Origin of the sequence: Aeromonas sp. 95A, from assembly GCF_051919235.1 — a bacterium.
Classification (GTDB): Bacteria; Pseudomonadota; Gammaproteobacteria; order Enterobacterales; family Aeromonadaceae; genus Aeromonas; species Aeromonas veronii.
In genome coordinates this window covers 611,892-633,122 of record NZ_JBQBFC010000001.1, presented here as the reverse complement: position 1 = coordinate 633,122, position 21,231 = coordinate 611,892, and the positions used below count along the sequence as shown (strand labels likewise).

The following is a 21,231-nucleotide window of genomic DNA, read 5'->3' as shown; positions in this document are numbered from 1 at the left end:
GAGAAATGTGGCCTGAATCGGAGGCAGGCCACATTTTCAGCTATTTTCCGCCACCAGCCTCATCGGTTGAGGCGCATGGAGTTGGTCACCACGATGAGTGAACTGAGCGACATGCCCGCCGCCGCCAGATAGGGGGGCAGCCAGCCGCAGGCCGCCAGCGGCAACACCAGCAGGTTGTAACCGATGGACCAGGCGAAGTTCTCGATGATGATCTTGCGGGTACGCATTGCCAGCACTCTGGCCTCGAGCAGTCGGCTCAGGTCATCGGCCAGCAGGATGGCGTCGGCGCTGTTTTTCGCCAGATCGGTGCCACCAGCCATGGCAAACGAGGCGTGAGCTCCTGCCAGTACCGGGGCGTCGTTGATGCCATCGCCCACCATGATGCTGATATCCCCCTGGGCTTCCCGGGCCTTGAGGTAGGCCAGCTTGCCATCGGGTGAGACCCCCTTGACGAGCTCATCCACCCCCAGTTCCCGGGCAATCTCGTCTGCTTGCAGAGAGCTGTCACCAGTCAGCACGGTAGTTTGCAGACCTGCCGCCTTGAATGCCGCGATCAGCGCCCTGGCATCGGGGCGCAGGGTATCTTCCAGATTGAAGCGGGCCAAGACCTGCTGCTCGTCGGCCAGATAGATAGCCAGACCGCGGCCGCGCTCTTGCGCCGTATCCAGCCCAAGCCAGCGGGCACTGCCGATGCGGTAGCGTACGCCATCCACCAGCGCCGTGATGCCGTGACCGATGACCGGGGTGATCTCGCGGGCGGATCGCAGCACACTGATACTGTCGGCAGGTAGCTGGAAGGCGCGAGCTATGGGGTGCTCGGATTGCGCCTCCATGGCCCGGGCGATGGCGAGGCAGTGAGCCTCGTCCACCTCTGCCAAGGTAGTTATGCCGGTCAGACTGATCTCACCTGTGGTGAGCGTGCCAGTCTTGTCCATCACGATCCGGTTAGCCTTGGTCAATATATCCAGCACATGGCCACGGCGCAGCAGGATGCCGTTGCGGGTCAGATTGGCGGTCGCCGAGGTCAGCGCTGTCGGGGTGGCCAGTGACAGGGCGCAGGGGCAGGTGGCCACCAGCACGGCCAGCGCGATCCAGAATGCCTGTTCCGGTTGGTGGAAGTGCCAGAAGGTCCAGACCGCCGCGGCAATGATCAGCAGCACCAGAATAAAGTGGCGCGACAGCTGATCCGCCATCTGGGCGATGGCCGGTTTATCATCGAGAGCATGATCCTGCAGCCGCATGATCTGGGCGATCCGCGACTCTTCAATACGGTGGCTGACCCGGATCTGCAGCGGGGCATCTGTGTTGATGGTGCCGGCATAGACCTGATCACCGCGCTGTTTGAGCAGGGGCAGCTGTTCACCGGTCAGCATGGATTCGTTGAGGCTGGCTTGCCCTTCGACAATGATGCCGTCCGCCGGCAAGGTGGCGCCGGCCAGTACCCGCACCCGATCGCCGACCTGCAAGGTCTTGGCCGCTACCTCATGCTCCCCTTCATCATCGATGCGGGTCGCCATGATGGGCACCAGTCGCGCCAGGTTGGAGCTCGATTCCGACGCCTTGCGCCGGGCCCGCAACTCGAGAAAGCGCCCCAGCAGCAGGAAGAAGACGAACATGGTGATGGAGTCGTAATAGACCTCACCGGTATTGAACACGGTGGCCCACATGGAGGCGACAAAGGCACCAATCAGCGCCAGCGACACCGACACATCCATCGACAGGTGACCCTGTTTCAGGCTGCGCCAGGCACCCACGTAAAAAGGCTGGGCCGAGTAGATCATGATGGGGGTGGAGAGCAGCAGGCTTATCCACTTGAAGTAGACCATGAACTCATCTTCAACACTGATGAATAGGTCCATATAGAGGGCCACGGCGCACATCATCACCTGCATGGAGCCCAGCCCCGCCAGTGCCAGCCGGAACATATAGCTGCGCACCTCTTTGGCGTAGAGCGCCTCCTGTTGATGGGTCTGGAACGGGTAGGCGCGATAGCCGATCTGGGCGAATCCCTTGAGAATGTCACTCAGGGAGAGCTGGTCCGGATCCCACTTGATGCGGGCCCGGTGGGTGGTGGTGTTGACGTTGATGTAGCGCAGGCCCGTCAGTGTCATCAAGTGGCGTTCGATAAGCCAGGCACAGGCGGCGCAGGTTAGCCCTTCTACTGTCAGCTGGATTTCGCGAAGGGTACCGCTGTCGGTGACAAAATCCTGTTGCACTTCTGCCAGATCGTAGTGGGTGAGGGCGGCCAGCTCTTCGGGTACCAGATCCCCCTTGGTGCCGGGGGCGGTGCGGTGATCGTAGTAACTGGCGAGGCCGCACTCCATGATGGTTTCTGCCACCGCCTGACAACCGGGGCAGCACATAGGGCGAACAATCCCCTTTATCTCAAGGGCATAGCAACTATTGGCGGGTACCGGCTCGCCACAGTGAAAGCAGGGGGTCATGCGTTATGCCCCCCTGAATGCAGAATGCAAGCAGCAGGGGCACTGGCGAGCACCGGCCCGCCACAGTGAGAACAGCCGGTCATGGCTTAGCGTCCTTTCGGGTCGAGTTCGACAGGGGCCAGGGTGGGCAGCTGGACGGTCTCTTGCAATCGCCACTGGTGATCGAAGGCATCGACCCGAATGTGCCACTTGCCGACCAGCGGCTTGTCGAAATGGAGGCGATAGGTGCCGCTCGCATCGGCGGTGATCATGTGTTCGCTGTCCTGACCGGCCAAGGTCGGGTGAAACAATGAGAGATAGAGAGCTTGCCCGGCAGGAATGTCGCCGCTGATGGGTTTGAGGGTCAGCTCGTTGCCGTCAACCTCCAGCCCAAAGCGGATATTGAGCGCTTCGGAGCGGTCAAACTTGCTCAAGTCCTGATTGATCTCTTTCCCTTGTTTGTAATAGTCCTCGGCCACCAGATTGACCCCATCCTTGCTGGCGATGATGGCGGTGGCGATACTGCCGACCACGGCGGCAGTGGGGAGGGCGATGATAAACCAGGGCCAGAATTGGCGATACCACGGTTTGGATAGAGGTTGGGTCATGATTGCTACTGCCATGAAACGAATGATTAACGTGGAAGATGGTTTTTACGCAACACAAGATAACAAAAAGCCTCGAGGAGTCGAGGCTTTTTGCTGTGTAATCACGTGTTTATCACATGTTACAACGTTACGGGCGAACCTTACTTGGCAGGCTGTTGATGAGACAGGCTGTAAACGTAGGAGGCCAGCAGGTGAACCTTGTCCTCACCCAGAATGTCTTTCCAGGCTGGCATCACGCCGTGACGACCGTGGGTGATGGTTTGTACCACCACTTCGCGGGAGCCACCGTAGAGCCAGGTGTTGTTGGTCAGATCTGGCGCACCGACGGCAACACCGCCCTTGGCATCGGCCCCGTGGCAGGCAGCGCAGATAGCGAAGCGTGCTTCACCTTTCTTCGCTTCGACCAAGTCGACCTTGCGACCGGAGAGGCTTAGCACATATGAGGCCACTTCCTGAACGCCATCTTTGCCGAGGATTTCACCCCAAGCAGCCATGATCCCCTGACGACCGCCCATGATGGTGGTCTTTATTTGATCAGGCTGGCCGCCCCATTGCCATTCGCTGTCGGTCAGGTTCGGGAAACCGCGACCACCTCGGGCGTCAGAGCCGTGGCACTGGGAGCAGTTCTGCAGGAACAGACGCTGACCCACTTTCAGGGCTTCCGGATCCTTGGCGATCTCGGTGATGGCACGATAGGTTTTGCCATCCGCTTCATAGGTGAGTTCACGGAACTTGGCGCCGTAGATCTCGTCAGCCTTGGCGACCTCGCGGTCGTACTCCACCGCGCGACCTTCGGCCTTGGCCGATTCGGTTGCAGCCTTGGACTCGGCCAGCGAGCGCACGTCCTGGTTGGAACTTTGCCAGCCAAGCAGGCCTTTGAAGTTGCCAAGCCCCGGGAAGGCGATCAGATAGACCAGACCGGTGACGATGAAGAAGAGAAACATGTAAGTCCACCACTTCGGCAGCGGGTTGTTGATCTCCTCGATGCCATCGAAGGAGTGACCCATCGATTTGCCTTCTTCAACACCCATCTTGTCCTTGCGGCACCACATCAGCAGCAAGAAGCAGCCGAGGATGGTTCCCAGACTGATGACAGTCACAAAAATGCTAAACAGAGTGCTCATTATTGTTTCGCTCCTGCGTTCTTTTTATCAGCACCGGGTTGCTCATCATCGGCAAAAACCAGATTGGCAGCCTCGTCGAAAGAGGTCTTGCGGCGTTTGCTGTAGGCCCAGACGATGATGCCAATCATGATGGCCATCAACAGCAGGGTATACAGACCGCGAAATGTGCCGTAGTCCATCTTCGCCTCCTTATTTCAGGGCATGACCCAGTGATTGCAGATAGGCCACCAGCGCATCCAGCTCGGTTTTACCCTTCACGGCTTCGCCAGCACCCTGAATATCGGCGTCGGTATAGGGCACACCGAAGTGATCGCGGAACAGCGCCAGTTTTTTGCCGGTCATCTCGCCAGTCAGCACATTGGTATCAAGCCAGGGGTAGGCGGGCATGTTGGATTCCGGTACCACATCGCGCGGGTTGATCAGGTGAACCTTGTGCCACTCGTCGGAGTAGCGGCCACCGACACGGGCCAGATCCGGACCTGTACGCTTGGAACCCCACAGGAAGGGGTGCTCCCAGACGCTCTCGCCAGCGACCGAGTAGTGACCGTAACGCTCGGTTTCGGCACGGAACGGACGGATCATCTGGCTGTGGCAGTTGGTGCAGCCTTCGCGAATGAAGATGTCGCGTCCTTCCATCTGCAGAGCGGTGTAGGGCTTGAGGCCCTCCACCGGCTCGGTGGTTTGCTTCTGGAAGAACAGCGGGGTGATTTCAACCAGGCCCCCCAGACTGATGGCGAAGATGATGCCGACCACCAGCATGGGAACGCTTTTTTCAAATATTTCGTGACGGTTATTGTTGCTCATGGGTTGACCTCTTCAATCATGCTGGCTGGGCGACAGGTTCCAGAGAACCTTTGGGCGCAGTGATGGTGCGATAGGCGTTGTAAGCCATCAGCAACATGCCGGTGACGAAGAAGCAGCCACCCAGGAAGCGCACGAAATAGAAGGGATAGGATGCCTGCAGCGCTTCAACGAAGCTGTAGGTCAGGGTGCCGTCTTCGTTGACTGCACGCCACATCAGGCCCTGCATCACGCCGGAAATCCACATGGCAACGATGTAGAGCACGGTGCCCACGGTCGCCAGCCAGAAGTGAACGTTGATCAGCTTGACGCTGTACATCCGGCCCTGACCGAACAGGTTCGGGATCAGGTGATAGACCGCACCGATGGAGACCATGGCAACCCAGCCCAGCGCACCGGAGTGCACGTGACCAACGGTCCAGTCGGTGTAGTGGGAGAGGGCGTTGACGGTTTTGATCGCCATCATCGGGCCTTCGAAGGTCGACATGCCGTAGAAAGAGAGGGAGACGATCAGGAAGCGCAGGATGGGGTCATAACGCAGTTTGTGCCAGGCACCGGAGAGAGTCATGATGCCGTTGATCATACCGCCCCAGGAGGGTACGAACAGGATCAGGGACATCACCATGCCCAGCGACTGAGCCCAGTCAGGCAGTGCGGTGTAGTGCAGGTGGTGCGGACCGGCCCAGATATAGAGGGAGATCAGCGCCCAGAAGTGGACGATGGATAGGCGATAGGAGTAAACCGGACGACCGGCCTGCTTGGGCACGAAGTAGTACATCATCCCCAGGAAGCCGGCGGTCAGCAGGAAGCCTACCGCGTTGTGGCCATACCACCACTGCACCATGGCGTCCATGGCGCCGGAGTACATGGAGTAGGACTTCATGCCGGAGAGGGGCACTTCCATGTTGTTGACAATGTGCAGCACCGCAACGGTGATAATGAAGGCGCCGAAGAACCAGTTCGCCACATAGATGTGGGAGGTGGTGCGCTTCATCAGGGTGCCGAAGAAGACGATGGCATAGGCGACCCATACCACAGTGATGGCGATATCAATCGGCCACTCCAGCTCGGCATACTCTTTGGCGGAGGTGAAACCCAGCGGCAGAGAGATGGCGGCAGAGAGGATGATTGCTTGCCAGCCCCAGAAGACGAAGGTTGCCAGCGGGCCACCAAACAGTCTGGTTTGACAGGTGCGCTGCACCACGTAGAAGGAGGTGGCCATCAGTGCACTGACGCCGAAGGCGAAGATCACTGCGTTGGTATGGAGGGGCCGCAGACGACTGTAAGTCAGCCACGGCGTCTCGAAGTTGAGGGCAGGCCAGATCAATTGGGCTGCGATCAGTACGCCAACCGACATGCCGACAATTCCCCAGACAATCGTCATGACGGTAAACTGGCGAACAACGGTGTAGTTGTACTCAGGATGGTTAGTTGTATGGCTCATCGTTATATTCCGCTTCCGATGCTGCTGTTGTTTGGTTTTGTATCCGGAGGACCGGACTGGCTTCATCAGCCACCGCCGACCAGTTGTTAACATCTGTTAACGAAAGGAAAAGCAAAAGATGGCTAAATGAAAACTGCATGGGAATGATACTGAAGTGACAGGTAAAATAACAGTATAAACAGTGATATATTTGGCTCCGTCCGGTCTCGATATGGCAGTTTTTTACCTTGTTCGAGATCACAAAAAACCATTTTAATTGCATCTTAATCGGGCTGTTTTTGATGAAAGAGAGACTTACCGCACGTAAAGTTTTGCACCTCGTACTGGTATTGGCGCTGTTATTGGCGCTGATGGCCTATCGCACCTGGTTTTCGGCCGATAACAGCGTCTCTGCTGACCAGAAAAAAGATCAGATTTGTGATCTTTCCCACACCCCTTGCAGCGCGCTGATTGGTGACAAGCCGCTGACGGTCGCCATCAAGGAATTACCGCTGCGCGCCGAACATGACTTTGCCATCGCTATTACCGGCGGCGATCCGGCCATCAAACCGGTGAAAGCGACACTCGAAGGCAAAGATATGTTTATGGGCACCATTCCGGTGAGTTTTGAACAAATAGACGGACAGTGGCAGGGGGTAACCCAAGTGGGGAGCTGTACATCACCCGTCATGATCTGGTTGTTAAATATCGAGTGGAGTAATGGTCAACGCCAGCAATTGGCGCTTTCCGTTGCCCGGGAATAACGGCGCAAGAGGTGGGGAGTGGAAAAAATATTTGAAATTTCCCGGCCAGGCGTTACCTTCCCCACACCATCAGGGAGTGAAGTTCATTTAATCATGATTGAAAAACAACCGTTTTATCGCACCCTCAACCAGCAGGCCAAGGCGCTGCTGGAGGGGGAAACCGATCTGATTGCCAATCTTGCCAACCTCTCCGCGCTGCTGAATCAGGAGCTGGAGGAGATCAACTGGGTCGGTTTTTATCTGTTGCAGGGCGAGACCTTGGTATTGGGGCCATTTCAGGGCAAACCGGCCTGCGTGCGGATCCCGGTCGGCCGTGGGGTGTGTGGTACGGCAGTGGCAGAGGGGAGAACCCAGCTCATTGACGATGTCCACCAGTTCGACGGTCACATCGCTTGCGATGGCGCGAGCAACTCGGAAATCGTGATCCCGGTGCGCCGTGGTGGCGAGATCATCGGGGTACTCGATATCGACAGTCCGATTTTTAACCGTTTCGACCAGCAAGACCGGATTGGCCTCGAAGAAACGGTGCAAATTTTGGAAAGCATGCTCTAAGTCATTGCTAGATGGTTCGCAAAAGGCCCCAAGCTCTCTATAATGGGGCCTTTGTTGTGCTCGGGACGTGCCCGTGCGTTTATATGAAAGCCAAGGTTATACATGGAAAACACTGAGAAGCTGAAGAACAGTAAAGAGATCGTTGCCTACCTGGTCGAGAAATTCCCGGCCTGCTTCGTTGCTGAAGGAGAGGCCAAGCCGCTCAAGATTGGCATCTTCCAGGATTTGGCCGAGCGTCTTGCTGACGATGCCAGAGTCTCCAAGACCATGCTGCGTTCCGCACTGCGTCAATACACCTCCAGCTGGCGCTACCTGCACGGTCTCAAAGCTGGCCAGGCTCGCGTTGATCTGGATGGCAACCCGGGCGAGCTGCTGACCGAAGAGCACATCGAGCACGCCAAGCAAGCTCTGAAAGAGAGCAAAGAGCGCGTATTCGCCAGCCGTCGTACCAATACCAAAGAGAAGGATGAGAAGGCCAAGAAGCCCCGTCGTCCTGCTGTGCGCAAAACCGAGAAGGCTGATGTAGCTGCCAAGCCAAAAGCTGCCGCCAAGGCACCGGTCGCTGACGCTCCGCTGGTTAAAGTGGATGCCGCTACGCTGAAAGTGGGCCAGGATGTGCGCGTCGTTATGGGTAAATTCCCGGTTCCGGCAACCATCAAGGAAGTAACCAAGGACGATGTACAGGTCCAACTGCAGACCGGCATGATGGTGCGGGTCAAATCAGAGCACTTGGTTCTCTAAGGAGACAAATGTTGAAGCATGGCGTAATTCGTTTTTCCCTCGTTGCCTGTAGCCTGGCGCTTGCCGGGCTTGCACAGGCCATCGAGCCGGTGCTCAAGGAGAGTGATTTGCCTGTGTTGGCTCAAGAGAGCCAACATGCTACGGCCAGCAAGCGAATTACCAATCTGTTTACCCGCTCGCACTACAAACAGTTCAAGCTGGACGATGCCTTTTCCTCCGTGATTTTCGATAAATATCTGGAGAATCTGGACTACAGCCGCAACCTGTTTTTGGCCTCTGATATCAGCCGTTTTGAAAAGTACCGTAACGGTTTTGACACCGACCTCGAAAGAGGCCGTCTGGCTCCCGCCTACGAGATGTTCAACCTGAGTCAGCAGCGGCGTTATGAGCGGTTCGAATACGCCCTCAAACTGCTTGATACTCCTTTCGATTTTACCCAGACCGACAACTATGTGTTTGATCGGGAAGGGGCGGCTTGGCCCAAAGATGAAGCAGAGCTCAACGAGCTGTGGCGTCAGCGGGTCAAGTTCGATGCCCTGAGCCTCAAGCTCAGCGGCAAGGAGTGGCCCGAGATCAAGGAGCTGCTTGGCAAGCGTTACAACAACGCCATCAAGCGGATGTCCCAGACCGAGAGCGAAGATGTCTTCCAGCTCTTCATGAACTCCTTCGCTCGCGCCATCGAACCGCACACCAGTTACCTCTCACCGCGAAGTGCAGATCGTTTCAACACCGAGATGAACCTCTCGCTCGAGGGGATTGGTGCCGTGTTGCAGGCGGAAGATGACTTTACCGTCATCCGTTCTCTGGTGCCTGGTGGCCCTGCTGCCAAATCCAACCACCTCAAACCCGATGACAAGATCACCGGGGTGGGGCAGGAAGATGGCAAGATTGTCGATGTGATCGGCTGGCGTCTTGATGACGTGGTCGAGCTCATCAAGGGGCCCAAAGGGAGCAAGGTCAAGCTGGAGATCCAGCGCGGCAAGGGCGCAACCGCCAAGACCGAGCAGATCGAGCTGACCCGCGACAAGGTGCGCCTTGAAGACCGGGCTGCCAAGTCCAAGGTGATTAACGCCGAAGGCAAGAAAATTGGCGTCATCGAGATCCCGAGTTTCTACGTCAATCTGCACGACGACGTGATCAAGGAGCTCTCCAGCCTGAACAAGAAGAAGATCGATGGTCTGATCATCGATCTGCGCGGTAACGGCGGCGGCGCCCTGACCGAAGCTTCCGCCCTGAGCGGTCTCTTCTTTGCCAGTGGTCCCGTGGTGCAAATTCGTGATCACATGGGCCGTATCACGGTCAACGGTGACGATGATGGCAACGTCTACTACGGTGGCCCGATGTCGGTGATGATCGATCGCTACAGTGCCTCGGCCTCCGAGATCTTCGCTGCCGCCATGCAGGATTATGGCCGCGCCCTGATCCTGGGTGAAAACTCGTTCGGCAAGGGGACGGTGCAGCAGCATCGCAGTCTCGCCAAGGTCTATGACTTCTACGAGCAGCCGCTGGGTCACGTGCAGTACACCATCGCCAAGTTCTACCGGATCGACGGTGGCAGCACCCAGAACAAGGGCGTTGCGCCGGATATCAGCTTCCCGACACCGGTTGCTCCGGAAGAGACGGGCGAAAGCCGTGAGTTCAATGCGTTGCCGTGGGACAAGATTGCTTCCGCCAACTACGAGAAACTCGGCAACTTCGCCAGCGTACTGCCCAAGTTGCAGGCGGCGCACGATGCCCGGATCGCCAAGGATCCCGAGTTTGCCTATGTGATGCAGGACATCGCCGACTACAAGGAGGAGAAAGACAAGAAGTCGGTCTCCCTCAACGAGGCGGAGCGTGTTGCAGAGCAGGCGAAACAGGATGAGAAAGCGCTCAAACGTACCAACGAGCGTCTGGCACGTCTTGGCAAGCCGGCGGTGAAGAGTCTGGATGAACTGCCCGCTGATTTTGAAGCGCCCGATGAGTATCTCATCGAAGCGGCCAATATCACGGCGGATCTGGCCAAGGTCAGCAAACGCAGCTGACAAGGCGACCTCCAATGCACAAGGGCGACTGCGGTCGCCCTTTCTTTTTGTCTGGCGTATCTGACGTAATGCAAATTGTTTGACCCCGCCAGTTGGTTGTGACAGCCTCTTTCTCGCCTTTAACAAGCGTGGAAGCAGACAATAATGACCGATCACTCCCAGGCCATGACGGCCAAATATCGCCAGGATTATCAGGCGCCGCTCTACTGGATCGACACCATCGACCTCGATTTCCAACTGCAGGAGCCGCAGACTCAGGTCACCGCCATCACCCGCATTCGTCGCAACGGTGAGCACAATGCGCCGCTCGTCCTCGATGGTGAACAGCTGACTCTCAAGAGCGTTGCCATTGATGGCATTCCCTGTGACCACTACGAGCAAGGCGAGAGCAGTCTGACCCTGTTCAACCTGCCGGCCGAATGTGTGCTGACCATCGTCACCCTACTGGATCCGGCTGCCAACACCGCGCTGGAAGGGCTTTACAAGTCAGGCGATGCCTACTGCACCCAGTGCGAAGCCGAAGGCTTTCGCCGCATTACCTATTATCTGGACCGCCCCGACATTCTGGCGCGCTACAGCACCCGCATTACCGCCGACAAAGCCCAGTTCCCCTTCCTGCTCTCCAACGGCAACAAGGTCGACAGCGGTGATCTGGATGGCGGCCGTCATTTCGTACAGTGGCAGGATCCTTTCCCCAAACCCAGCTACCTGTTTGCGCTGGTGGCCGGTGATTTCGATGTGGAGCGCAGCCACTACACCACCAAAAGCGGCCGCAAGGTGTCCCTCGAGATCTTCGTCGACAAGGGCAACCTCGATCGCGCCGGTTTTGCCATGGAGAGTCTCATCAACTCCATGCGCTGGGACGAACAGCGTTTTGGCCTCGAGTATGATCTCGACATCTACATGATCGTTGCGGTGGACTTCTTCAATATGGGCGCCATGGAGAACAAGGGGCTCAACATCTTCAACTCCAAGTTCGTGCTGGCCAATCCGGCCACCGCCACTGACAGCGACTACCACGGTATCGAACGGGTGATCGGCCACGAATATTTCCACAACTGGACCGGCAACCGCGTCACCTGTCGAGACTGGTTCCAGCTCAGCCTGAAAGAGGGGCTGACGGTATTCCGGGATCAGGAGTTCTCCTCCGATCTGGGCTCCCGTGGCGTCAACCGCATCAACAACGTGCGTACCGTCCGCGGCCCGCAGTTTGCCGAAGATGCCGGCCCCATGGCGCACCCGATCCGCCCGGATGTGGTGATCGAGATGAACAACTTCTACACCCTGACCGTCTACGAGAAGGGGTCGGAAGTGATCCGCATGATGCACACCCTGCTGGGGGAAGATGCCTTCCAGGCTGGTATGCGTCTCTACTTCGAACGTCACGACGGCTCGGCCGCCACCTGCGATGATTTCGTGCAGGCGATGGAGGATGCGTCCGGTGTGGATCTCGGTCGTTTCCGCCGCTGGTATAGCCAGTCCGGCACACCCGAGCTGACCGTGACCGATGAGTATGATGCCGCCAGCGGTGTTTACCGTCTGCATGTGAGCCAGCACACCCCGCCGACCCAGGATCAACCGCAGAAGCTGCCGCTGCATATCCCCCTCGATATCGAGCTCTATGACGAGCAGGGTGCCGTCATCCCGTTGCAGTATCAGGGCAAGGCCATCGGTAACGTGCTCGACGTGCTGGAAGCGGAGCAGACCTTCGAATTCGATCGGGTGCCGGTCAAGCCGGTTCCTTCTCTGCTGCGGGACTTCTCCGCACCGGTCAAGCTGCACTATGACTACAGCGACGAAGCGCTCGCCTTCCTGATGCGTTTTGCCCGCAACGAGTTTGCGCGCTGGGATGCGGCCCAGATGCTGATCAACAAAGCGGTCATCGATGGGGTGGCACGGGTCCAGCATGGGCAGGGGGTTGAGCTTTCCCAAACCCTGTTGGCCGCCTTCGTCGCCATTCTGGACGACAGCGATCTCGATTTGGCCCTCAAGGCGGAGATCCTGGCGCTGCCCGGTGAGACGACCCTGGCCGAGCTGTTCGAGGTGGCCGATATCGATGCCATCCATCAGGTACGCGACGCGATCCACACCCGTCTTGCCGAGGCCTTTGGTGCGCGCTTGGCGGCAACCTATCAGAGCCTGCGTCTGAATGGTTATCAGGTGGTGCACGCCGATATGGCCAAGCGAGCCCTCAAAGGGGTCGTGCTCGGCTATCTGGCGGCACTGGATGCGGAGCATGCCGATGCGCTGGTGCGCGAGCAGTATGCAACTGCCGACAACATGACCGACACCCTGGCGGCACTGCAGGTGGCCAACGGCTATCTGTTGCCATGCCGCGCCGCGCTGCTGGCCGATTTCGAGGGCAAGTGGGCCAAGGATGGACTGGTGCTGGACAACTGGCTGCGGCTGATTGGCAGCAAACCGGCTGCCGATGTACTGAGCGAAGTGAAACAGGCGATGAATCACCCCACTTTCAGCATTCGCAATCCGAACCGGCTGCGGGCGCTGATCGGCAGCTTCGCCATGAGCAATCAGGTGCAGTTCCATGCGGTGGATGGCAGTGGTTACCGCTTCCTGACCGATCTGCTGATCGAGCTCAACGAGGTGAATCCGCAGGTGGCCTCCCGCCTCATTACCCCGCTTATCCAGTTCAAGCGACTGGATGAAACACGCAAGGCGCTGATCCGCGCCGAGCTGACCCGTCTTGCCAACCTTGAGGGGCTGGCACGGGATCTGTTCGAGAAGGTCAGCAAGGCACTGCAGCAGTAACTGTCGACGGGGCAGGGGCGTGAATGCGCCTGCCCCCATTGTGTGATTTGCCGTGTGATCAGGAGCAAGCGTGAAGCAGTTTACTTTTCGGCTCTCATTGAGCAGTGACGAGGTGATGCTGATGTATCAGGGCCATGCCAGACGGCTGGTGGTGCGCAGCGAACAGGGATTGACCCTGGAGCTTGGCATAGAAAAAATACGCCCCTTTGTCGCCATCAATGGTGTGCATGGCTATTTTCGGCTGAAAACCCAGGACGATTACCGCTTTATCAGCCTCGAACGCATAAATTAACAAAAATCGAACAGATTACCGACTGTTTATCTGCTTTGCGTCACTATCTATCCGGTAAACTGGCACAAAGGTAGTGGGAATTTCTGTATTTTTGGTTATTTGCAAAATTTCTCACAGTTTAAGCCGTGATCTGCACCTTGTTTTTAACATCTCGTTAGCACCTTTCCTCGCCTTCCCTTATCCAAGCCATTACACTTCGCAACAACTCTGCACCAGCGGGTAACCAGGGTGGTTGCCTCTGCGTCGGTGGTTAATGTCGTCCGATAAGGAATATAAAAATGGCATTGAAAGACGCCCCTACCTCAGTTCTGCTCGAAAACGTTCTCAGTCTGATCCATCAGAAGTTGCCCAAAAACAGTGCCTCTCTGGTCGAGCGCTTCGTTGCCAAGTTCTACGGCAACATGGCGAGCTCCGATCTGCATGATCGCAATGACAGCGATCTCTATGGCGCGGCCCTGAGTCTGTGGAATGCCCTCAATCAGCGCAGCGGTACCGATCCCTACATCCGGGTCTACAATCCCGAGCTGACCCGTCACGGCTGGCAATCGCCCCATACCATCGTCGAGGTGATCCTGCAGGACTCCCCCTTCCTGGTGGACTCCATCCGAATGGCGCTTAAACGGCTCAATATCACCGCCCACATGATGCTGCACCAACCGCTGCACCTCATTCGTGGAGCGGATGGAAAGATTGATGCCATTCTGGAACTCGACAACACCGACGGGCAGACCTCGGTTGAAACGGCATTCCTTATCGAGATCGATCACCTCACCAGCGAGGAGCAGATGGCCGCGCTGGCTGCCGAGCTCAACTCAGTGGCCGGTGAAGTGGCGCTGGCAGTCGGCGACTGGCAGCCCATGCTGGCCAAGCTCAATGAGATCATCGACGAACTGCCCAAGCGCAAGCACCCGGTCAGCAAGGAGGAGGTGGCCTCCTGCGTTGCCTTCCTCAAATGGGTGGCTGCCCACAACTTCACCCTGATGGGGTATCGCCGTTACGACGTCAAGACGGTGGAGGGGGATCACGAGATCCTGCCGCAGGCTAGCTCCAGTCTGGGTCTGATGAAGAACTCCATCAAGGAGGTAGGCCAGCGTCTTGGCAACATGCCGGCCAGTGCCCGTCACGCCGCCCTGAGTTCTGACATGCTGATCCTCACCAAATCCAACAGCAAGTCCCGGGTGCACCGTCCTGCTTATGTGGATTACATCGGCATCAAGCGCTTTGACGAGCATGGCAAGGTGATCGGGGAAGATCGCTTCATCGGTCTCTACGCCTCTTCCATCTACAACACCAGCGCGACCCAGATCCCGCTCATCAGCCATCGTCTCGAACGCATCATGGCTGCCTCCGGTCACGAGAAGGGCTCCCACGCCTACAAGGCGCTGCTGAACGTATTGGAAACCTACCCGCGCGATGAGCTGATCCAGGCCCGCGAAGAGGAACTGCTGGCTACCGGCCTTGGCGTACTGGAGATGCAGGAGCGTGACATGCTGCGGCTGTTCGTGCGCCGGGATGTGTACGGCCGTTTCTTCTCCTGCATGGTCTATGTCACCAAGGAGCGCTACAACACGGCGCTGCGGATCAAGACCCAGCAAATTTTGCAGAAATATTTTGGCAGCAATGAAGAGGTGGAGTTCAACGTCTACTTCACCGAAGGCGTGCTGGCGCGGACCCACTACATAGTGCGGGTCAATAACAACAACGTGGATGTGGATGTGAACGAAGTACAGAACAACCTGATTGAAGCGGCCCGCAGCTGGGACGACAGACTCGACTCCGTGCTGCTTTCCCATTATGGCGAGGCCCGTGGCAACGAGTTGCGCCGCCGTTTCAGCACCGCATTCCCCCGCGCTTACAAGGAAGATGTGCTGCCGGGCTCGGCCGTGGCCGACATCATGGCGCTCGATAACCTGAGCGAAGCCGAGCCGCTGGGCATGCTGTTTTACCGCGCGCAGGAGGAGGAGAACGACCGTCGGGTACGGCTCAAGCTGTTCCATCGCACCGAACCCATTCACCTCTCCGATGTGTTGCCGATGCTGGAGAACATGGGACTGCGGGTGATCGGCGAGACCCCGTATCAGGTACGCACTCCGGGGGGCGATCTGTTCTGGATCCTCGACTTCTCCATGTTGCTGCACGGCGAGCAGCCCTTTGATCTGGCCCAGAGCCAGCAGCGCTTCCAGCAGGCGTTTGCCGCCATCTGGAACAAGCAGTTGGAAGATGATGGCTTCAACCGGCTGGTGCTGGGGGCGGGTCTCACCGGCCGCCAGGTGTCGGTATTGCGCGCCTATGCCAAATACATGCGTCAGACCGGCGTCTCCTTCAGCCAGTCCTATATCGAAGAGACCCTGACCCGTTATCCCGATATCGCCCAACTGCTGTTTACCCTGTTTGAGCAGCGCCTCGACCCGGCTGGCAAGCAGGACGCCAAGGCAGAAGCCAAGCTGCACGAGGAGCTTGCCGCCAAGCTGGATCAGGTGGCCAACCTGGACGACGATCGCATCATTCGCCGCTATGTGGAGATGATCGACGCTACCCTGCGCACCAACTACTACCAGCTGGACAAGGCGGGCAATATCAAGCCCTACATCTCCTTCAAACTGGCTCCCTCCAGCATCACCGACATGCCGCTGCCGCTGCCGAAATTCGAGATCTTCGTCTACTCGCCGCGGGTGGAAGGGGTACATTTGCGCTGGGGTAAAGTGGCTCGTGGCGGTCTGCGCTGGTCCGATCGCAAAGAGGACTTCCGCACCGAAGTGCTGGGTCTGGTGAAAGCCCAGCAGGTGAAGAACACCGTCATTGTGCCGGTGGGGGCCAAGGGCGGTTTCTACTGCAAACAGATGCCGGTGGGGGCGCCCCGTGCCATCATCCAGGAGGAGGGCAAGGCCTGTTATCGCCTGTTTATCCGCGGCCTACTCGATGTGACTGACAACATCATCGGCGGCGAGGTGATCCCGCCCAAATCCGTGGTGCGCCACGATGAGGATGACTACTACCTGGTGGTTGCTGCCGACAAGGGGACTGCCACCTTCTCGGATATTGCCAACGAGATCAGTCTCGAATACGGTCACTGGCTCGGCGACGCGTTCGCCTCCGGCGGCTCGGTCGGTTACGACCACAAGAAGATGGGTATCACCGCCCGCGGCGCCTGGGAGTCGGTCAAGCGGCATTTTCGTGAAATTGGCGTCAACTGTCAGACCACCGACTTCACCTGCGTGGGGATTGGGGACATGGCCGGCGACGTGTTCGGCAACGGTATGCTGCTCTCCGAGCACACCCGGCTGGTGGGCGCGTTCAACCACATGCACATCTTCGTTGACCCCACTCCGGATGCGGCCAAGAGTTTTGTCGAGCGCCAGCGCCTGTTCGATCTGCCGGGCTCCAGCTGGGATGACTACAACCGTGAGCTGATATCACAAGGGGGCGGCATCTTCCTGCGCTCGGCCAAGTCCATCAAGCTGAGCCCGGAAATGCAGACACTGCTCGGCACCGACAAGGCCAGCATGGCGCCGAACGAGCTGATCAAGGCGCTGCTTTGCCTCAATGTCGACCTGCTGTGGAATGGCGGCATTGGCACCTATGTGAAGAGCGCTCGCGAGAGCGATGCCGAGGTGGGCGATCGCAGCAACGACGCACTGCGAGTCAATGGTCGCGATCTGCGGGCTCGTATAGTGGGTGAGGGGGGCAACCTCGGCTTCACCCAGCTCGGTCGGGTGGAGTACGCCAGTCAGGGCGGTCGCATCAATACCGATTTTACCGACAACGTGGGCGGGGTGGACTGCTCCGACAACGAGGTGAACATCAAGATCCTGCTCAACCAATTGGTGGCCGCAGGGGATCTGACTCTCAAGCAGCGTAACCAGATGCTCTATGAGATGACCGACGACGTGGCGCAGATCGTGATCACCAACGCCTATCGCCAGTCCCAGTCCATCTCGGTCACCAGCTTCCGCGGCTCTGAACAACTTAAAGAGCAACAGCGCTTTATTCAGGGGCTGGAGCGGGAAGGCAAGCTGGACCGTGCGTTGGAGTTCCTGCCATCCGATGAGGAGCTTTCCGAGCGGATGGCGGCAGGGCAGGGACTGACCCGCCCCGAACTGGCGGTGCTGGTGGCTTACGGCAAGATGGTGCTGAAAGAGCAGCTCAACTGCCCGGAAGTGACCGACGAGCCCTTCCTCGCCAACATGCTGGTCACCAGCTTTCCGGCCAAGGTGCAGCAGCAGTTTGGTACCCAGCTGGCCGATCACCCGCTACGCGGCGAGATCATCGCTACCCGGGTGGCCAACATGCTGGTTAACGACATGGGGCTCAACTTCGCCAGCCGGATGAAGGACGAAACCGGTGCCTCGGTCGCCGAAGTGGCCTGCTGCTTTGCCATGGCCCGCGAAGTGTTTGGCATGAACCAGCTGTGGCGCGATATCGAAGGGTGCGACAACCTAGTGGATGCCCAGACTCAGCTCGAGCTGATGTTCTACAGCCGCCGCATTGTGCGCCGTGCCACCCGCTGGTTCCTGCGCGCCCGCAATCGCAGCTGGAGCATCAGCGAGAACATCGCCTTCTTCCGTCCAGCGTTCGAGACCTTAGGGAAGCACCTCTACGAGGTGATGGATGAGAGCGAAGTGGCCGAGCATCGTCAGGCTGTTGCCAAGTGGATGGAGAAACAGGTGCCTGAAGCCATTGCCCGTCAGGTCGCCCATATGAGCAGCCTCTTTTCCAGTCTGGATCTGGCGCAGATTGCCGCCGAGCACAAGACCGATATCCTGCGTGCCGCCAACGTTTACTATCGCCTCGGAGCCAAACTGGATCTGCACTGGTTCCTCGACCAGATCAACCATCAGCCGGTCGGCAACCACTGGCAGGCGATGGCGCGAGCCTCCTTCCGCGAAGATCTGGACTGGCAGCAACGCAGTCTCACTTCTGTGGTACTGGAAGGGTGCAAAGATCAGGGAGAATGCGCTACCATACTGGCCGACTGGATTTCGGAGCATGAGCAACTCTTGTCCCGTTGGACCCACATGTTGGCCGACTTCAAGACCACCAGCACTCACGAGTTCGCCAAGTTCTCGGTGGCCTTGCGAGAGTTGAACCTGCTCCAGTTGAATTGTCGGGCACTTTAATTGCCAGATTAAGGCATGACACCGACATTACACCCAAAGCCCCGGCCAGTTGCCGGGGCTTTCTTTAAGGAGCAAAGATGTTGTACCCCATCGCCAGGCATTTCCTGTTCAAACTCAATCCGGAACAGGCTCACGATCTCTCCATGAAATATTTGCCCCGCCTTCTCGGTACGCCACTCGATTGTTTCTTCCGCCAGAATTTGCCGAAACGCCCCGTCACTGTCATGGGGCTTTCTTTTGCCAATCCGGTGGGATTGGCGGCTGGTCTGGATAAAGATGGTGAGTGCATTGACGCGCTGGGCGCCATGGGATTTGGTTTTATCGAAGTCGGTACCGTCACCCCCAGACCCCAAAGCGGCAATGACAAGCCTCGCCTGTTCCGGGTTATTCCGGCAGAGGGGATCATCAACCGGATGGGATTCAACAACAAGGGGGTGGATCATCTGGTGGCCAAGGTAAAAGAGGCCAAATATCAGGGGGTCATCGGCATTAATATCGGCAAGAACAAAGATACTCCCATCGAACAGGGCAAGGATGATTACCTGATCTGCATGGACAAGGTTTATGATCATGCCGGTTATATTGCCGTCAATATCTCTTCCCCCAACACACCGGGGTTGCGTTCGCTGCAATATGGCGAGGCGCTGGATGAATTGCTGGCCGCCCTCAAGGTACGTCAGCAAGAGCTGGCCGCCCAATATAAAAAGTATGTGCCGCTGGCGGTTAAAATTGCCCCGGATTTAAGCCTTGAAGAAATAGATCAGGTGGCCGCGTCGCTGGTGCGTAATGGTATTGATGGGGTTATCGCCACCAATACCACCCTCGAGCGCGAGATGATTTATGACATGCCCCATGCCGGTGAAGCGGGTGGCCTGAGCGGTCGTCCTCTGCAGCACAAGAGTACCGAGGTGATCCGTCATCTGGCCAAGGCGCTCAATGGTGCTCTGCCAATTATCGGGGTGGGTGGTATTGATAGTGCCATGGCCGCCCGTGAAAAATTGGCCGCCGGTGCCAGTCTGGTACAAATTTATAGCGGCTTTATTTATAAAGGGCCGGGGCTGGTCAAAGAGATTGTGACCAATATTTAAGAAATAGATGGCGGAGCCCTTTATTTGACGTTGCTGATTTCCTGCATATGGAATAAAGTCAACTGGTAATTATCAAGTAAGGGCTCCAACATGTTTATCCAACCGACCGATAGCTGGCAATGGCACTATGATGCCCAGAGTGACCGTCTGATGTTGGACCTGTCTGATAACATGTTATTTGCGACCGAGTATAAAGGGCGGCAATTGGTGCCCAGCTCGTTTACGACCCAACCTTTTTGTGTCGATGATGCCGCCCTCTATTATCAGTTGATGGATAAAGCAGCCGAACTTGAGTGGAGTATTCCCCATCAGGTTCAGTTGGTGCTTAATGCCATCGCGGTCAGTCGCTTTTATAAACCTCTGATGCCGCAAAGCTGGTTTTTTAGTGAACAGCATCCGCAAGTGATCCCGCAAAACGGTGATCTGGTCCTGATGAATACACCTCATGGCAACGGCGAATTTATGGTCATTGAGGCAGGGGATCAGGCTAGCGTCTGTTTGAACCTCACTGCCGATCTGGTATTGACCACCAATAAAACCTTGCCGCGTTTCGGGGTGATCAAGGTGATGAATAACCGGATGAAGCCGCGTATTACCGTGACCGAGCAATATCGTCAGGTCAGTTGATATATTTTCATCAATCTTTTTATCTCTGTGATTACACCGCTGCCTGTTTTTACTGTTGTCACCTCCATAGTGCATCGTTTCTGATACTTCATTGATCCGCGAACATCTTGCCCATTCTGATTGCTCTTCATGGTTGTGAACCAGCCTCTCTTGAGGCTTGTTACATCCACTTGCACCTTGTGTTCTAACCCACGCAGTGTCTTGGTCTTTCGTGCTGCAAGCATGGTGTCTTCCTCTTGTTTCGTTCTGCTTGCGTAGTGTCTCCCCCTAACTATCAACACATCACTCACTGCAGCGATGTTCTTCATACGACATTTTTTGCTTGAAACGAGAGCTATTCTCACTTACATTTTGTTATAACATAACAAAATGGAGTTGCCATGAAGCCTCATATTCATCCTGATTATCGTTTGGTGCTGTTCCATGACACGGCGGCAGATGCCTTTTTCCTGGTCGGTTCAACCATCAAGAGCAATCGCCGCTATACGTGGCAAGACGGGAAGGAGTATCCCTATGTGTCGCTCGATGTTTCCAGTCAGTCGCACTCGTTCTATACCGGCAAGCAGAAGCAGGTATCGAGCGAGGGGAGTGTGGCCCGTTTCAACAAGCGCTTTGGCGCATTTTCAAGCAAGAAGGAGTCCTGAATGCAGGTCGTCTGTTCACTCAAATCCGCACGGGCGCGTCATCCCGATTGTCAGTTGGTGCGCCGTCGGGGCAAATTGTTCGTGATTTGCAAAAGCAATCCCCGTTTCAAGGCTCGTATGAAGTGATCCGCTAAATGATGTCTGGCCCCATGATCTCGCCATCGGGTAGTCATGGGGCCTTTTACCTTTTCACCACCTATCAATCTGTTTCCATCCTGCTGTTTGCGCCGACTT

The 21,231-nt window shown here is 57.1% G+C and carries 18 protein-coding genes; 11 read left to right on the top strand and 7 right to left on the bottom strand.

Features of this window, described 5'->3' with window-relative positions; genetic code table 11:
- Positions 1–59 precede the first annotated feature (59 nt).
- From ACTG2U_RS02850 to ccoN, 6 genes are all read right to left on the bottom strand, one after another.
- Positions 60–2,444 (bottom strand): heavy metal translocating P-type ATPase, encoded by a 2,385-nt coding sequence (locus tag ACTG2U_RS02850; RefSeq protein ID WP_439973997.1) that lies wholly within the window; start codon positions 2,442–2,444, stop codon positions 60–62.
- Positions 2,445–2,530: 86 nt separating this feature from the next.
- Positions 2,531–3,031, bottom strand: coding sequence for a FixH family protein (locus tag ACTG2U_RS02845; RefSeq protein ID WP_005345427.1), 501 nt, complete (start codon positions 3,029–3,031; stop codon positions 2,531–2,533).
- 140 nt (positions 3,032–3,171) lie between these two features.
- Complete coding sequence (ccoP, locus tag ACTG2U_RS02840; protein WP_252656623.1) at positions 3,172–4,155, bottom strand: cytochrome-c oxidase, cbb3-type subunit III; 984 nt, start codon at positions 4,153–4,155, stop codon at positions 3,172–3,174.
- Positions 4,155–4,334, bottom strand: a complete 180-nt coding sequence (locus tag ACTG2U_RS02835) for a CcoQ/FixQ family Cbb3-type cytochrome c oxidase assembly chaperone (RefSeq protein WP_005336620.1) — start codon at positions 4,332–4,334, stop codon at positions 4,155–4,157. Before ACTG2U_RS02835 ends, ccoP begins: the two co-directional genes overlap by 1 nt.
- Positions 4,335–4,344: 10 nt before the next feature.
- Positions 4,345–4,959 carry a cytochrome-c oxidase, cbb3-type subunit II gene (gene ccoO / locus ACTG2U_RS02830; protein WP_021230095.1) on the bottom strand — a complete coding sequence of 205 codons (615 nt, stop codon included), beginning with the start codon at positions 4,957–4,959 and terminating at the stop codon, positions 4,345–4,347.
- A 16-nt stretch (positions 4,960–4,975) separates the two neighbouring features.
- Positions 4,976–6,400 (bottom strand): cytochrome-c oxidase, cbb3-type subunit I, encoded by a 1,425-nt coding sequence (gene ccoN / locus ACTG2U_RS02825; RefSeq protein WP_005360548.1) that lies wholly within the window; start codon positions 6,398–6,400, stop codon positions 4,976–4,978.
- Positions 6,401–6,681: 281 nt separating this feature from the next.
- Between ccoN and ACTG2U_RS02820 the strand changes: the two genes are divergently transcribed.
- The 9 genes from ACTG2U_RS02820 to ACTG2U_RS02780 all read left to right on the top strand — a co-directional run bounded on the left by ACTG2U_RS02820 (position 6,682) and on the right by ACTG2U_RS02780 (position 20,353).
- Entirely contained in the window at positions 6,682–7,143 is a 462-nt protein-coding gene (locus ACTG2U_RS02820) for a hypothetical protein (protein WP_267529354.1), read from the top strand.
- A gap of 93 nt (positions 7,144–7,236) precedes the next feature.
- Positions 7,237–7,695: a GAF domain-containing protein gene (locus ACTG2U_RS02815; protein ID WP_005336610.1), complete on the top strand. Its 459-nt coding sequence runs from the start codon at positions 7,237–7,239 to the stop codon at positions 7,693–7,695.
- Between the two features lie 102 nt (positions 7,696–7,797).
- On the top strand, positions 7,798–8,436 hold the full coding sequence (proQ, locus tag ACTG2U_RS02810) for an RNA chaperone ProQ (RefSeq protein ID WP_005351923.1): 639 nt from the start codon (positions 7,798–7,800) through the stop codon (positions 8,434–8,436).
- An 8-nt stretch (positions 8,437–8,444) separates the two neighbouring features.
- Positions 8,445–10,460, top strand: coding sequence for a carboxy terminal-processing peptidase (gene prc / locus ACTG2U_RS02805; RefSeq protein WP_005351922.1), 2,016 nt, complete (start codon positions 8,445–8,447; stop codon positions 10,458–10,460).
- Positions 10,461–10,604: 144 nt separating this feature from the next.
- The gene (gene pepN / locus ACTG2U_RS02800) at positions 10,605–13,229 is read left to right on the top strand and encodes an aminopeptidase N (protein WP_439973996.1); all 2,625 of its coding nucleotides are present in this window, start codon (positions 10,605–10,607) and stop codon (positions 13,227–13,229) included.
- Positions 13,230–13,299: 70 nt separating this feature from the next.
- A complete protein-coding gene (locus tag ACTG2U_RS02795) occupies positions 13,300–13,521 on the top strand; it encodes a DUF2835 domain-containing protein (protein ID WP_033136823.1) in 222 nt (73 codons plus the stop codon).
- A 278-nt stretch (positions 13,522–13,799) separates the two neighbouring features.
- Positions 13,800–18,638, top strand: a complete 4,839-nt coding sequence (locus ACTG2U_RS02790; protein WP_439973995.1) for an NAD-glutamate dehydrogenase — start codon at positions 13,800–13,802, stop codon at positions 18,636–18,638.
- A gap of 77 nt (positions 18,639–18,715) precedes the next feature.
- Complete coding sequence (gene pyrD, locus ACTG2U_RS02785) at positions 18,716–19,726, top strand: quinone-dependent dihydroorotate dehydrogenase (protein ID WP_005336601.1); 1,011 nt, start codon at positions 18,716–18,718, stop codon at positions 19,724–19,726.
- A 90-nt stretch (positions 19,727–19,816) separates the two neighbouring features.
- Positions 19,817–20,353, top strand: a complete 537-nt coding sequence (locus tag ACTG2U_RS02780) for a cell division protein ZapC (protein WP_236341569.1) — start codon at positions 19,817–19,819, stop codon at positions 20,351–20,353.
- Here the strand turns inward: ACTG2U_RS02780 and ACTG2U_RS02775 are convergent.
- Positions 20,341–20,661: a hypothetical protein gene (locus ACTG2U_RS02775; protein ID WP_236341570.1), complete on the bottom strand. Its 321-nt coding sequence runs from the start codon at positions 20,659–20,661 to the stop codon at positions 20,341–20,343. The genes ACTG2U_RS02780 and ACTG2U_RS02775 overlap by 13 nt on opposite strands.
- A gap of 72 nt (positions 20,662–20,733) precedes the next feature.
- Between ACTG2U_RS02775 and ACTG2U_RS02770 the strand changes: the two genes are divergently transcribed.
- Together ACTG2U_RS02770 and ykgO are read left to right on the top strand one after the other, a co-directional pair.
- Positions 20,734–20,997, top strand: a complete 264-nt coding sequence (locus ACTG2U_RS02770) for a type B 50S ribosomal protein L31 (protein ID WP_439973994.1) — start codon at positions 20,734–20,736, stop codon at positions 20,995–20,997.
- Entirely contained in the window at positions 20,998–21,123 is a 126-nt protein-coding gene (ykgO, locus tag ACTG2U_RS02765) for a type B 50S ribosomal protein L36 (RefSeq protein ID WP_005336596.1), read from the top strand.
- Positions 21,124–21,231 lie beyond the last annotated feature (108 nt).